At 71.8% G+C, this 12,157-nt stretch carries 16 protein-coding genes; 12 read left to right on the top strand and 4 right to left on the bottom strand.

Translation table 11 applies throughout. The features are described 5' to 3' along the window. Positions 1-22 precede the first annotated feature (22 nt). Together ACIOGZ_RS04995 and ACIOGZ_RS04990 are read left to right on the top strand one after the other, a co-directional pair. Positions 23-874: an SDR family NAD(P)-dependent oxidoreductase gene (locus ACIOGZ_RS04995; RefSeq protein WP_400984923.1), complete on the top strand. Its 852-nt coding sequence runs from the start codon at positions 23-25 to the stop codon at positions 872-874. 254 nt (positions 875-1,128) lie between these two features. Further along, a complete protein-coding gene (locus ACIOGZ_RS04990; RefSeq protein WP_363582691.1) occupies positions 1,129-2,337 on the top strand; it encodes an ROK family transcriptional regulator in 1,209 nt (402 codons plus the stop codon). 78 nt (positions 2,338-2,415) lie between these two features. On the opposite strand, the gene ACIOGZ_RS04985 is transcribed toward ACIOGZ_RS04990, so the two are convergent. Beyond that, positions 2,416-3,591 (bottom strand): trypsin-like serine protease, encoded by a 1,176-nt coding sequence (locus ACIOGZ_RS04985; RefSeq protein ID WP_400984921.1) that lies wholly within the window; start codon positions 3,589-3,591, stop codon positions 2,416-2,418. A 272-nt stretch (positions 3,592-3,863) separates the two neighbouring features. Between ACIOGZ_RS04985 and ACIOGZ_RS04980 the strand changes: the two genes are divergently transcribed. Together ACIOGZ_RS04980 and ACIOGZ_RS04975 are read left to right on the top strand one after the other, a co-directional pair. Then, positions 3,864-4,397 (top strand): hypothetical protein, encoded by a 534-nt coding sequence (locus tag ACIOGZ_RS04980; protein ID WP_400984919.1) that lies wholly within the window; start codon positions 3,864-3,866, stop codon positions 4,395-4,397. A gap of 119 nt (positions 4,398-4,516) precedes the next feature. Then, positions 4,517-4,654, top strand: coding sequence for a hypothetical protein (locus ACIOGZ_RS04975; RefSeq protein WP_363582697.1), 138 nt, complete (start codon positions 4,517-4,519; stop codon positions 4,652-4,654). A gap of 590 nt (positions 4,655-5,244) precedes the next feature. On the opposite strand, the gene ACIOGZ_RS04970 is transcribed toward ACIOGZ_RS04975, so the two are convergent. Next, positions 5,245-5,475, bottom strand: a complete 231-nt coding sequence (locus ACIOGZ_RS04970; RefSeq protein WP_400984917.1) for a hypothetical protein — start codon at positions 5,473-5,475, stop codon at positions 5,245-5,247. A 469-nt stretch (positions 5,476-5,944) separates the two neighbouring features. Here ACIOGZ_RS04970 and ACIOGZ_RS04965 point away from each other — a divergent pair, with 469 nt between their 5' ends. Next, the gene (locus ACIOGZ_RS04965) at positions 5,945-6,106 is read left to right on the top strand and encodes a hypothetical protein (RefSeq protein ID WP_363582701.1); all 162 of its coding nucleotides are present in this window, start codon (positions 5,945-5,947) and stop codon (positions 6,104-6,106) included. 23 nt (positions 6,107-6,129) lie between these two features. On the opposite strand, the gene ACIOGZ_RS04960 is transcribed toward ACIOGZ_RS04965, so the two are convergent. Beyond that, complete coding sequence (locus ACIOGZ_RS04960; RefSeq protein ID WP_363582703.1) at positions 6,130-7,317, bottom strand: helix-turn-helix transcriptional regulator; 1,188 nt, start codon at positions 7,315-7,317, stop codon at positions 6,130-6,132. 135 nt (positions 7,318-7,452) lie between these two features. Then, the gene (locus tag ACIOGZ_RS04955; RefSeq protein ID WP_363582705.1) at positions 7,453-7,695 is read right to left on the bottom strand and encodes a hypothetical protein; all 243 of its coding nucleotides are present in this window, start codon (positions 7,693-7,695) and stop codon (positions 7,453-7,455) included. Positions 7,696-8,044: 349 nt separating this feature from the next. On the opposite strand from ACIOGZ_RS04955, the gene ACIOGZ_RS04950 reads away from it, so the two are divergent. The 7 genes from ACIOGZ_RS04950 (at position 8,045) to ACIOGZ_RS04920 (ending at position 12,068) form a co-directional block, all read left to right on the top strand. Beyond that, complete coding sequence (locus ACIOGZ_RS04950; RefSeq protein WP_363582707.1) at positions 8,045-8,218, top strand: hypothetical protein; 174 nt, start codon at positions 8,045-8,047, stop codon at positions 8,216-8,218. 41 nt (positions 8,219-8,259) lie between these two features. Further along, on the top strand, positions 8,260-8,460 hold the full coding sequence (locus ACIOGZ_RS04945) for a hypothetical protein (protein ID WP_363582709.1): 201 nt from the start codon (positions 8,260-8,262) through the stop codon (positions 8,458-8,460). A 27-nt stretch (positions 8,461-8,487) separates the two neighbouring features. Beyond that, positions 8,488-8,652 (top strand): hypothetical protein, encoded by a 165-nt coding sequence (locus ACIOGZ_RS04940; protein ID WP_363582711.1) that lies wholly within the window; start codon positions 8,488-8,490, stop codon positions 8,650-8,652. Between the two features lie 97 nt (positions 8,653-8,749). Then, positions 8,750-8,893: an albusnodin family lasso peptide gene (locus ACIOGZ_RS04935; protein WP_363582713.1), complete on the top strand. Its 144-nt coding sequence runs from the start codon at positions 8,750-8,752 to the stop codon at positions 8,891-8,893. Positions 8,894-8,970: 77 nt separating this feature from the next. Then, complete coding sequence (locus ACIOGZ_RS04930) at positions 8,971-10,782, top strand: albusnodin/ikarugamycin family macrolactam cyclase (protein WP_400984914.1); 1,812 nt, start codon at positions 8,971-8,973, stop codon at positions 10,780-10,782. A gap of 19 nt (positions 10,783-10,801) precedes the next feature. Beyond that, complete coding sequence (locus ACIOGZ_RS04925) at positions 10,802-11,509, top strand: lasso peptide biosynthesis B2 protein (protein WP_363582779.1); 708 nt, start codon at positions 10,802-10,804, stop codon at positions 11,507-11,509. Beyond that, positions 11,499-12,068 carry a GNAT family protein gene (locus tag ACIOGZ_RS04920; protein WP_363582717.1) on the top strand — a complete coding sequence of 190 codons (570 nt, stop codon included), beginning with the start codon at positions 11,499-11,501 and terminating at the stop codon, positions 12,066-12,068. Before ACIOGZ_RS04925 ends, ACIOGZ_RS04920 begins: the two co-directional genes overlap by 11 nt. Positions 12,069-12,157: the final 89 nt, after the last annotated feature.

The raw sequence follows: 12,157 nt of genomic DNA, 5'->3' as shown, positions 1-12,157 counted from the left end.
GGAGATCCGAGGAGAGACTTCCATGGACACCGACGCCGCCCCGATCGTCCTCATCACCGGCACCTCCTCCGGGATCGGCCTCGCCGCCGCCGTGGCCGCCGCCCGCGCCGGGTACGGCGTCGTCGCCACCATGCGCGACACCGGACGGGCCGAGGCCCTGCGGCGCGCCGCCGCCGAGGCGGGCGTCGACAGGCGGATCGAGGTCGAGCAGCTGGACGTCACCGATCCGGCCTCCGTCACCGCCTGCCTGGAGACCGTCCTCGCCCGGCACGGCCGGCTCGACGCGGTGGTCAACAACGCGGGCGCCGGCCACGTCGGCACGATCGAGCAGGACGGGACGGCGCCGGTGCGGGCCGCCATGGAGGTGAACTTCTTCGGTGTGGTCGAGGTCACCCGGGCCGCACTGCCGCACCTGCGGGCCTCCGGCGGCCGGGTCGTCACCGTGACCAGCGTCGGCGGCGTGGTCGGACAGCCCTTCAACGAGGCGTACTGCGCCGCCAAGTTCGCCGTCGAGGGCTTCATGGAGTCGCTGGCGCCGGTCGCCGCCACCGTCGGCGTGCACGTCACCGTCGTCGAACCGGGCGCCGTCGCCAGCGAGTTCATCGGCAACCAGGCCATCGACCTCCCCGCGCTGACCGCCGCGGCCGGCCCGTACGCCCCCGCCCTGCGGGCCTATGTCGACCGCACGCAGAAGGCCTTCGCCCAGGCCCAGACCCCGGAGCAGGCGGCCGCCCCGATCGTCGCGGCCCTCACCGCCGAGCGGCCGCCGCTGCGGGTGCAGACCTCCGAGGCGGCCCGGGCCTTCGCCGGCACCAAGCTGGCCGACCTGGACGGCTCGGCGGTGCGGCGGATGACGGGCGGCTGGGTGGTCTGACGAGTCCGGCCCGGGTCTGACACGCCCGACGGGCCCGACAGGTCCGACAGGTCCGACGGGCCTGGTGGTCCTGACGGGCCCGAGGATCGCGCTGGGGGCGGCTCGGGGCGGCGCGGGGCCGGCAGCCGGGGTGGGAACGGAATGATCACCGGTCATACTTGGGCGGCGGCACCCGACACCGGACGCCGCGGGCCGTGCCGGCACCACCCGGCGCAGCCCGCCCGCCAGCCTTCCCGCCCAGACCGGAGGAACCGATGAGCAGCCACCTGCCGACCCACCGCCCGGCGGCCGGGGCCCCGGCAGTGCCGTGGAACCGGCAGCGGCTGCGCAGCAACAACGAATGGCTGCTGCTCGAACTGCTGCGCACCGGCGGCGGCTCCTCGCGCGCCCAACTCGCCCGGGACACCGGCCTGTCCAAGCCCACCGTGTCCGCCGCCCTGGCCGCCCTGGAGCAGGCCGGGCTGGTCCGCGAGGCCGGTCGGCTGGCCCCCGAGCGCGGCCGCACCGCGGTGCTGTACGAGGTCGACCCGGCCGCCGGGCACGTGCTCGGCGTGGACATCGGGCGGGCCAGGCTGCGGGTCGCCGTCGCGGACCTCGCCGGGACGGTCGTCGCCCGCCGCGACGTGGCCAACCGGGGCCGCTCGGCGAACGCCGTCGCCGACGCCGTGGTCGCCGCCGCCCACGAGGCCATCGACGAGGCGGGCCTGGCCGCCGACGACATCGTGCACGCGGTGATCGGCACCCCGGGCGTGTGGGACGAGCAGCGGCGCGGCGTGCGCTACGCCACCAGCCTGCCCGGCTGGGGCCGGCCCGGTCTGTTCGACCGGATCGGGGAGGGCCTGGGCGTGGCCGTCACCGTCGCCAATGACGCCAACCTGGCCGCGCTCGGCGAGTACACCCTCGGCGCAGGCCGGGGCAGCCGGATGTTCGCCTACCTGCTGGTCGGCACCGGCCTGGGCGTCGGCGTGGTCAAGGACGGCGAACTGCTGCTCGGCGCACACGGCGCGCTGGGCGAGATCGGCCTGGTGCCGCTGCCCGCCCGCCCCGGTGAGCCTCCGGCGACCATCGAGCAGGAGGCCGCCGCGGACGCCGTGGTGCGCACCGCCCAGGACCTCGGGCTGGGCGGCGCGCCCACGGCCAAGCAGGTCTTCGAACGGGCCCGGGCCGGCGACCCGGCGGCGGTCCGGGCCGTCGGCCATGAGGCCGGCCAACTCGCCTACGCCGTCGCCGTGTTGTCCGCCGTACTGGACCCGGACCTGGTGGTCCTCGGCGGCGGCATAGGCAACAGCGCGGACCTGCTCCTGGAACCGCTGGAGCAGGCCCTGCACCGGATCGCCCCGATGCGTCCGACGCTCGCGCCGAGCCTGCTGGGGGAGGAGGCCGTCCTCCTCGGTGCGGTCGCCACCGCCCTGGAGACCGCGCGCCCCGAGGTGTTCGAGCGCCGGACGGCGGGGCTGCCTTAGGTCCTGTCCTCACGGCGGCCCGTGGCTCGGCGAGCGGTTCGGCCGGCGGCTCGCCCGGGTGCCCGGCTGCTCAGCTGCTCAGCCGGCGGCCAGGGTGAGGCCGTAGGCGCTCAGGATCGGGTTGACGGGCTGGAAGTAGGTCTCGCCGCCCGAGGTGCAGTCGCCGGAGCCGCCGGAGGTGACGCCCTGCGCCTGGTTGCCGGAGATGAACGACCCGCCCGAGTCGCCGGGTTCGGCGCACACGCTGGTGCGGGTGACGCCGTAGACGCTGCCCTCCTGGTAGGTGGCGGTGGCGTTGACCTCCTCGACGGTGCCGCAGTGCCAGCCCGTCGTGGAGCCGGAGCGGCAGACCGAGGACCCGACGGGCTGCTCGGTCGAGCCGGCGACCGTCACCGCGCCGCCCGCGTAGTCGTTCACCTGCGGCTGCGCCGTCCAGCCCGGGCCGGCCTGCACCCAGGAGTAGTCGTTGCCGGGGAAGGTCGAGCCCTGGAAGGTGCCGATCGAACTGCCGTCGGAGGCCGTCGCGTTGGAACCGGGCTGCCCGCAGTGGCCGGCGCTGACGAAGCCGGGCCGGCCGTTCTGGGTGACGGGGAATCCGATCGAACACCGGGCTGCGTTGTCGATGTAGTACGCGTCGCCGCCGTGCAGGTCGGCCAGCGGCCGGGGCGTGGCGGTGGCCCGCTCGACCCGGACCAGCGCGCGGTCCACCCCGGAGCGGCGCAGGAAGTCCTCGGTCCGGGCGGCGTCGGAGGACCGGACCACGACGGCGTTGGTGCGGACGTCCACGGACCAGAACGGCGTGGCGGTGGGTGTGGCGGCCCGGGCCGCCCGGTCGAGCGCGGCCTTCGCCCGGTCGAGGGCGGCCAGGGCGTTGCGGACGACGGTGGCCCGGCCGCCGTGCGCGGTGATCGTCCGGGCGACGGAGGCGTCCGTGGTGGCGACCACCAGGGCGGCGTCCGGCCCCTCGACCCAGGCCCCGGCCCAGCGGGAGCCCAGGGCGGCGGCGAGCGCGGTCCGAACCCGGGCGGCCCGGCTCTCCCCGGCCAGCCGGTCGGCGGCGGCTTGCGGGGAGAGTCCGAGGTCGTGCTGGAGCGCGGGGAGCAGCGCGGACGGGGCCGGGGCGGTCCGGGCCGCGGGGGAAGCGAGGGCGGCGACTGTGGACGGGTCGTCAGCGGGCGCGCTGACGGCGGGGGCGGCGGTCAGGGCGACGCCCGCGAGCGCGGTGGCGACCGCGAGCACACGGATGCGGAGCATGGGGGATCTCCTCGTTCGGCGTGGGGGTTGCCGGAACGGTAGCGATCCGCTGGCCATGTCAGGAACATGCCGAATTCCCCTGCGCTCCGGCGCTATACCCCTGTTGGGGCGGTCGGCGGTTCGGCGCAGCGTGACGGCGGACCGGAGGGCGGCGCCGCTCGGTAGCCGGCAGATCTCGATCTGCCAACGAGTGGGAGATCCGTGCGCGGATCGTGTGCGAGCTCTGCTTGAATCGCACACCTCATCCAAACGGAACGGAGCGTTCTCCACCCATGCCTTCACGCATACGCGGGCGTCGGTGCGCCGGCCTGGCCGGCTTCGCCGGACTCGTCCTCACCGTCGGTCTGGCGCTGACCGGTTGCGACCCGTCGGCCGCCGACGGCGGAGCCAAGGCCTCGCCCCCGGTGACCGCCCCGGCGGGCGCCACCACCCAGTCGACCCCGCCGGCCGCACCGCCTGCGGCGCCGCCCGCCGCGTCCCCGGCCGGCACGCCGCCGTCGGCGTCGGACCCCGCGCCGAGCACGCCGACCGCCCCCGCAGCGGCGGCCCCCAGCACCCACGCGCCGTCGCCCACCCCGAAGGCGCCGCAGCCGAAGACCACCACGGCCCAGCCGCCGACCGCCCCGGAGCCGCAGCACACCGCGGCGGCCGGCGGTGCGGAGTGCGAGGTCCGCTCGAACGCGGGGAACTGCTACGCGGCCGGGCAGTTCTGCCGCAACGCCGATCTCGGCAAGAGCACCCATGACGCCAACGGGGGAATGATCTACTGCCGGATGGTCAGCGGCAAGCCGCACTGGCAGGCCTGAGCGAGGCCGATCGGGTGCGGGGGATGAACGCCTCGGCCCCCCCGCGCCCGGTCGGCCCGTCGGCGTGACCCGGGAGACCCCGGACCCTAGTCGAGCTGTCCGAGAGTGTCCCAGAACAGGTGCTCGTACGCCTGGAGCAGTCGGCCGTACTCGCGGGCCACGGCCAGGGTCGGCCCGTCCAGCGGATCCGGCCCGAGGGCGTCGGCGGCCTGCTGTTCGAGCGCGGGAGCGGGCTGGGCGAAGAAGTACCCCAGTGACCACCCCCACCCGCGCCCCCTGGATACCCGGAGGCGGCAGCGCCCTGGGGTGGGGTCTGCGTAACCCCTGCCCGGTCGGCGTCGGGCCCGCCGGAACCGACCGGGTGCAGTGGTGGGTGGTCTGGTGCCTTCAGTGCGGTGACCGGTACGCCGGGCGCCCCGCCCAGGCCGGCGACACCCACGCCCACCGCGACGACGCCCGCCACGCCGCCCGCCTCCATGCCGACGACCACGAAGCCGACTTTCGCCGGGTCGTCGCCGCCGAGCGGACCCGGGAGGCCCGCGAGCAGTCCGGGTGGACCAGCAGGGTGTACAGCCTCGTCGCGGCGGCCAGCCTGCACCCCAGCGAAGGCGGCGTGTGGTGGGACGGCACTGGCTACCGCCTCGTCCCCGCCGGGGCCCGGCTCGACGCCAAGGGCCGCCGGGTACGGCGGAAGGTGGTCGAGCTGGTCATCGCCGCCGGGTTTCTCCAGCAGGAGGAGAACGGCGACGTCGTCGCCACAGCGGACGGCCGCGCCATGCTCACCATCTGGCGGCACCACCGCACCGACCTCGCCGAGCCCTGGCCAGCCCGCGCGGAGCCCCAGGCCCTACCCCCGCTGCCCGGCGGCCACGAAGCCGCCCGCCGCCGGGAAGCCGCCCGCCAGCGCCTCGCGGAGCTGGAACGCCAGGCCGCCCAGAGCCGGGCCGAGTTCCTGCGGCGTCGTGAGGAGGCCGAGCAGCAGCACCAGGCCGAGCTGGAGGCCGCCCGCCATCGCAGCGCCGACGAGCAGGCCGAGCGCGAGCGCGCGGAGCGGGCCCGCACCGGAGCAGACATCCACCTGACGTGGTCCGCGGTGGCCGCCGGCCGCTGGAGCGTCACCGGGGCCGGCCACGACCGCCGCCTGGACGTCAGCCTCAACACCACCGACTTCGCGGCCGACATGTACGAGATCCGGGAGAACGGGCACTACATCTCCCGCCACCCCTACGAGCACCAGGCCGACGCTACCGTCCGGCAGCTGCTCGCCGACGGCGTCGAGATCGGGGAGCGGACACCAGAGCCCACCCCCGCCTCGCCCACCCAACGGGCCGTCGACACCCCCGCCGGCCGATGGCACCAGGCCCCACCCCCACCCACCCGAACGGAAGGCACTACCCCTGAGCATTCACCCCGACAACGTCCTGCCCGACGGCCGATGGAATCCGCGGTGCTTCGAACTCGACTACGAGGGCCGCAGAGGCCACTACCGGGTCGTACGGGGCCTCGGCGAACAGATCGGCACCGTGGAAAAGCACGGAGGCGTCTGGATGCCCAAGGACACCGCCGGAGCCTGGGTCGGGGCAGCCGCCGGCCGACGCGGCTACCTCACCCGCCGGGTCGCGGCCATCGAGCTGTCCATCACCGTCCCGCTCCCGCCGCCGGAGGAAGAGGAGAAGTACCGAGTGGACCCAGGGCCCGCCCCCTCCTGAGCGCGGCCCTCGCCATGCAAACCTTAAGGCGCCAACCCTGCCCGCTTCGCCATAGCGAGCAGACCGGGCTTAGAGCGTTGGTGCATGACGATCAGCACCCGTAGCACCTCGCGACCCATCGGGTGTATCTGTGCCATCTGCGGAGCGACGGCATGGGCGGCGTTGAGAGCTTCCTCGGCACCGGCGTAGTCGCGCACGGCCAACCGGGCGCGCGCAACGTCGATGTACAACCGGCCTAGGCGGTTTGGCTTCAGCCCGGCTGGTGGGGATGCGATCAGTGAACCGGACATCTGGACAGCGCGGTCGGGGGCGTCGAGTTCGACGTGGGACGCCAGCTCGTACAGTGCGGTGTTTCCCCGGCCGAACGTCAGATGGTGCTGAACCAGGTCCCTGCCGTCCGGAAGCGTCTCGGCCAGGGTCCATGCGTGCCGCAGATGGTCACGGGTGGCGTTGGCATCCTTGGCTCTCGACGCCAGCACGACGCCGCGCAGATGGAGAGAGCCGAGGTGGATGGTCCGAAAGGGGCCACTCGCGGGTACGGCCTCGTAGCGGCTGATAGCCCTCTCGATGATGGCCAACCCGTCCTCATACTGGCCAGCAGACTGGTATGTACCCGCCTCATTCCACGCTGCTGCTGCCTCGGCAGACGGGTTCCAGGTCTGCTGCGCGGCCCACATCTGGCGAGACACGATCATGTCGGCAAGATCGGGTTGTGCGAGTCGGTGTGCAACCGTGTACGCGCAGCTGTACACATCCGCGACGTAGCCCCATGCCGTCGCCTCGCCTCGGGAGTCGAGAGCGGAGGCGGTCGTTTGGCCGAGGAGCGCGGGCAGCATCCGCAGCAATTCCAGGTACTGCGTACTGGCCCTCAGGTCAGCGGCGGTCTGAACGGCCACAGTGGTCTCGGCTGGGGAGAGCGGACTCTCTCGCGGAAGGGTGTGGCGACGAACAGTGTTCCGAAGCTCGTTGAGTAGGTCCGTCTGCTCGGTCGGGCCGACGAAGGGATTCCCGTAAACGCGGGCGGTGGTGACGTGGAGAACCCGAGCGACGGCAGCCACCACCGCAGGGGTCGCAGGCCTGAGCCCAGTTTCAATCTTGGAAAGGTAAGAGAGCGTGATGCCGGCTTCCCGGGCGAGTTTGGCCTGACTCAGGCCGCGCGCTTTCCGGAGTACCGCGATGTTCTCGCCAGCTGACGGTGCTGTGTTCCCCATGCAATCAATCATCCCAACTCGACAGCTAGATGATGGCACATCAGGTTCCGCAAGGGTTGTTGTGCAAGTTTTGTGTTAACTGATCTTGGTCATCCGCCGTTGAATGATTGCAGTCAGTAAGCAAGTCATCACCTTCTAGCCCTCGGGCGGCTCCTGGCCGGCACTCGCGTACCGGCCGGGGGGCAGCCCGATGCGGTCTCCGTGCACACAGGCCGGGATTCCCTCCCGGCTGTACCGGAAGCTGTCGGCCGGGTTGAACGGGTACTCCGCGCTGGGGTGTTCGAGCACATCGAACGCCTCATCGGGGAGCCGAAGGCTGGGGCAGATCCAGCATGCATCGTGATCGTCGTCGTTGGTGATGAACGGCTCGGCGGACATGAACGCAGAGTAGCGATCGAGACACCGGAGCGCACAAGCCCAGGTGTCGCAGGAGTTCCGAGGGCCGCCCCCATACACAGCCGCCCGCGGTGAAGGAGGACCGGCCGATGGCGCGACGCACCCCCAAGCGTGAGTACCGAGAGGTCGTAACCGGGCCCTCGAAGTCCGAGTTGCAGCAGGCCCCCGCCGGCTGGAACCCGCTGGACGACTACAGGGCGGCGAACGCGGCCGACCGGGCCCCGTCCGTGGGTGCTTTCCTTCAAATCGCCGCCGTGCGGTCGTCGTGCTCCTGTGTCAACTGCGTTGCCCGCAGGGGCACTGCATGAGTTCCCGATGGAGAGGTGCAACTGTGAAAGTCGGTGTGATCCAGGGCGACCCGGTCCGGCACCGCAAGGACGGATGGACGGGCACCGTCGCGGAGACCCCGAGCAGGCTCGCTAACCACGCCTGGGTGAACCGGGACAGCTCCAGCGATCCCTACCCGGAAATGGTCCTGCTGGTGGACTTGGAGGCCGCGGATTGAACACGCTGCCGCCCTCCTGGCCTCCGGGCGAGGGGCGCGTCGTGGACCGGCCCGACGGCTACCGCGAGGGGACGTGCTGGGTCTGCTCCCGGGAGACGCTGGTCTGCGCGGGCACCTCGCTCCAGGCCCCCGGTGACCCCCAGAGCACCTGCCACCCGATCTGCAACGACTGCATCATCCGCGCCCGGACGCCCCACCGCCGTGCCGCGCTGCGGGCCGCGCTCGACAAGCGCCCGGCGTAGGTCCCGTGTCGAGATGAGGAGACCCCCGTGGACGACGGCCAGGACGACTACCGGGACACGGCCAGGAAGTCCGCCCGTGGGGACCCGACCCCCGTGACGGTCGCCGTCGCCTACACGGTTTCGCTGCTCGCGGCAAGACGGTGTACGCGGATCTGCGCCTCGGTCGGCGGCCTCGAAGCCGCCGACCCCTAAAGCTCCCAGCCCAGTTGGATGGGGAAGTCCTCTGGGCTGGGCTCCACCGGGAATCCCCGGTGGAACGTTGCACCACCTGGCAGGAAGGAACAGAGAGATGAGCGTGAACGAGCCCATCGTCACGGCCGACGAGGACGACGACGTGGCTGTCACCGTGATCGGCGACGCGGCGGCCCTCACCGTGGGCGGCACCTCCGACGGCGGCGAGGGCAAGCGGTACGTGTACCAGTACGCCGGCTGATCCGCCTTCTGCGGTGCGGCCCTTCGGGGCCGCACCGCTCCGCTTTCTGCCATTGATCTGCCAAGGGGAGGGCCACCATGGCTTTCGGGGGCTTCAGCGGCTCCGCAACGGGCACGCCACGCCCGTCAGGAGCGACACGGCTGCATCCGCAGTCGAGCGTATGGATGACCGGCATGACGCTGACTCAGCTCCACGTCACGGAGGGTGGACCGGCCCGTCGGCTGTTCGTCCTCGGGCTGAGCGGTGCGCGGCCGGCGGATCTGAAGGCGTTGGGCGCTGGGCCTCTGCCGACCGATCTGGCGTGGCGCTGGCCGGGGGCTTACGCCGTGGTGAGCGAGGCCGAACACGAAACTGTGATCTTCACCGACCCTGCTGCCGCGCAGCCGGTCTATGTCACCCGCTTCGGTTCGGGGTGGGCCTGGTCGTCGTCGGCGCGACTCCTCGCGGGGCTCAACAGGGCCCCTGTCGATACGCGGCGGCTCGTGACAGCGGTGTTCGCGCCGCTGCTCCCCGCTCTAGTTGCGGGCCGGTCGTACTTCTCCGGGGTCGAGCAGTTGCCGCCGGGCGCGCGTATCCGGCTCGCTCCGGGCACAGCACCTCAGATCACGAACCTGTGGCTGCCGCAGTCGGACATCGGACCCGAGCCGACCAGGCGCTTCCGGGTCGAGCTTGAGAAGGCGGTGGGCCTAGGACTGGGCGACGGCCCGTTCAGCACTGACCTGTCGGGCGGACTCGACTCATCGTCCATCACCCTCCTGGCAGCTCGCCGAACACCCGACAACGTGTGCGTCAACGCCGTCACGGTCCACCCTGAAGGGGACGAGTCGGGAGCAGACCTTCGATTCGCTCGGCTCGTGGCGAACTCGATGCCCGGCAGGATCGAACATCACCTACTGCCCACGCAACGCGGGCATCTGCCCTACACCGGGATCACCGACGTGCCCGCCGCTGATGAACCGGCCCCGTCCACGATGGCCTGGGCTGGGCTGCTTCGGCAGTTGGAGTGGATGGCCGAGCGATTCGACACCGCGCTTCATCTGACCGGTGACGGCGGGGACAGCGTCTGCTCGCAGCCGCCGGTCCATATCGCGGATCTGGTTCGACACCGGCAGTTCCAGGCCGCCTTCCACCAGGCCGCGGGCTGGGCCCGGCTTCGGCATCTTCCTCTTTCGAACATTCTCCGGCAGGCAGTCGCGTCGGCTCGACTCTCCCGGGCCGACGCACTGTCCGTACTTGCCGAACGGATCGTTCAAGGCTCGTCCTCGGCGGTCGGCACCGTTCACTGGTTCGCGCCCGTGCAGCTCCCTGCCTGGGCTGGTGCCGAGATCCTGCCGCAACTGCGGGGTGAGATTGAGCGGGTGGCCGCCGCTCCGGACCCGCTTGTGGGACTCGATGCCGGGGTCCGCACGGTTGTTGACGAGATTCGTGAGGTGGCCCGGACGGCGCAGGCGGATGCCGCGCTGGCGGAGGAAATCGGTATCCGACTTCGCAACCCGTTCCTGGACGCCAGCGTGGTCAACACCCTGCTGCGCGTCCCGCTCGAAGCCCGCCCACCCGTGTACGCCTACAAGCCGCAACTGGTGCGGGCGATGAGTGATCTGCTGCCGGCCCCGCTCGCCGCCCGCAGTACCAAGGGCTCGTTCAACGCCGACTTCTACACCGGCCGGCGGGAGAACCTGGATGCCCTGCTCGGCTTGGCGGACGGGTTCCTCTCCGCCCTCGGTCTGGTCGAGCCCAGGGCTCTTCGCCGCGTACTGAAGCAGGCCGCGATGGGCATGCCCGTGCCGATGGGGATTCTGGATCGGACACTCGCCGTCGAGGCATGGCTTCTGGCGCTTGACCGCGAGTCGGAGCCGCAATGGATCGAGGAAGTAGGAGACCGTGACTGACTCGCCTTCGTTCGTGAGCATGCCCCGCCATGTCCGTGGTCTGGACTTTGGGCACGCCGTTGTTCTGGTGAACTACTACAACGGCCAGGTCAGCACGCTCCCCGCGTCGGCCGGCACAGCTCTCCGTCACGCGGCGGAGTTCGGCAACGCCCAGCACATCCCGAAGCCGCTACTGAAGTCGCTGCTGGCGGCGGGCTTGCTGGTCGTGACTGACCGGCCCCGGCCGTGGCGGAGCGTCCGCGAGGTGGAGGCGCCGAAGGCAAGCTGGGGCGGCGACGAGTTCCGGGCCGGGCTGACTCCTCCCGTGCCCGTCCCGCGTACCCGGACACTGGCGGCGGCTACCGCCCTCTCGGTGGTCCACGCCATCAAGGCCGCAGGCCCGGAGCATGAGGCGATGGGCCGTGTTCTCAAGCTGGTTCACTCCGCCAGCACGACGGGGCGGAGAAGGCCGGCGACCGCCAGCGAAGCCGAACAGGCCGTCCACGCCGTACGTAGCGCGGGCTGGTACTCGCCCGGACGAACCAACTGCCTGGAGGAGTCGGCAGCCGCGATGCTGCTGCTCCAGCTCACGGGTAAGGCCGCGGTTTGGCGTCATGGCGTCGCGCCTGACCCGATACGGTTGCACGCCTGGATCGAGACCATGGACGGCACGCCCGTCGCCGAGTCCACGTCAGTTGGGCTGTTCACAGCGATTCTTAGCATCCCCGGAGCACACTATGTCCGTTGAACAGATGATCTGGCTTTCCGATGGCACCTGCGGGCTCGGCCCCCTTCGATCTGACCTGGCAGAGCAGTACTGGCGCTGGGAGGAGAACCCGAGTTCCCTGATCGGGTTCGGCCGCCCGGTTCCCGAGTCGCTGCAAAGCCGGACCCAGGGACTTCAGCAGCAGCTCGCCGGCAGGAACATCAGGTTCACGGTCTACGACCTCACGGACGCCGAGACCCCGGTGCCCAGCGGCATGACCACGCTCCAGCCCGACACCTACGCCCGCACCGCCGAATACATCCTCGTCATCGCGCCCGAGGCGCGCGGCAAGGGCCTCGCCACCCGAGCCACCCGGCTGACGCTGGACTTCGGGTTCCACGTCGCCAACCTTCGGTCCATCTGGCTCAAGGTGCTCGCGCCCAACAAGGCCGCCGTCCACGTCTACGAGAAGGCCGGCTTCAAGCACGTCGGCGCGATGCGCCAGGCCGGGTACTGGCGCGGCGCGGTGTGCGACGAGCTGATCATGGACGCGTTGGCCTCGGAGTTCTCGGGCCCCAGCGTCTTGGCATCGGCGGACTGACCGGCGAGTCCTGACCATCTCGCACCCCCGCCGCCCTCAACCCCCAGCGGCGGGCCCACCCCCGCCCTGCGGCTGCCCCCGCTGCCGCA

Origin of the sequence: Kitasatospora sp. NPDC088160 (assembly GCF_044741445.1) — a bacterium.
In the GTDB taxonomy this organism is placed as follows: domain Bacteria; phylum Actinomycetota; class Actinomycetes; order Streptomycetales; family Streptomycetaceae; genus Kitasatospora.
The sequence above is the reverse complement of the archived record's forward strand: the minus strand, read 5'-3'. Positions and strand labels throughout refer to the sequence as shown.

Coding starts and splice junctions, on each gene's coding strand:
- ACIOGZ_RS04935 (WP_363582713.1), top strand. CDS start 8,750: ATGAGCGTGAACGAGCCCATCGTCACGGCCGACGAGGACGACGACGTG.
- ACIOGZ_RS04920 (WP_363582717.1), top strand. CDS start 11,499: ATGTCCGTTGAACAGATGATCTGGCTTTCCGATGGCACCTGCGGGCTC.
- ACIOGZ_RS04955 (WP_363582705.1), bottom strand. CDS start 7,695: ATGTCCGCCGAGCCGTTCATCACCAACGACGACGATCACGATGCATGC.
- ACIOGZ_RS04960 (WP_363582703.1), bottom strand. CDS start 7,317: ATGGGGAACACAGCACCGTCAGCTGGCGAGAACATCGCGGTACTCCGG.
- ACIOGZ_RS04930 (WP_400984914.1), top strand. CDS start 8,971: ATGGCTTTCGGGGGCTTCAGCGGCTCCGCAACGGGCACGCCACGCCCG.
- ACIOGZ_RS04980 (WP_400984919.1), top strand. CDS start 3,864: ATGCCTTCACGCATACGCGGGCGTCGGTGCGCCGGCCTGGCCGGCTTC.
- ACIOGZ_RS04965 (WP_363582701.1), top strand. CDS start 5,945: ATGCCCAAGGACACCGCCGGAGCCTGGGTCGGGGCAGCCGCCGGCCGA.
- ACIOGZ_RS04985 (WP_400984921.1), bottom strand. CDS start 3,591: ATGCTCCGCATCCGTGTGCTCGCGGTCGCCACCGCGCTCGCGGGCGTC.
- ACIOGZ_RS04990 (WP_363582691.1), top strand. CDS start 1,129: ATGAGCAGCCACCTGCCGACCCACCGCCCGGCGGCCGGGGCCCCGGCA.
- ACIOGZ_RS04995 (WP_400984923.1), top strand. CDS start 23: ATGGACACCGACGCCGCCCCGATCGTCCTCATCACCGGCACCTCCTCC.
- ACIOGZ_RS04925 (WP_363582779.1), top strand. CDS start 10,802: ATGCCCCGCCATGTCCGTGGTCTGGACTTTGGGCACGCCGTTGTTCTG.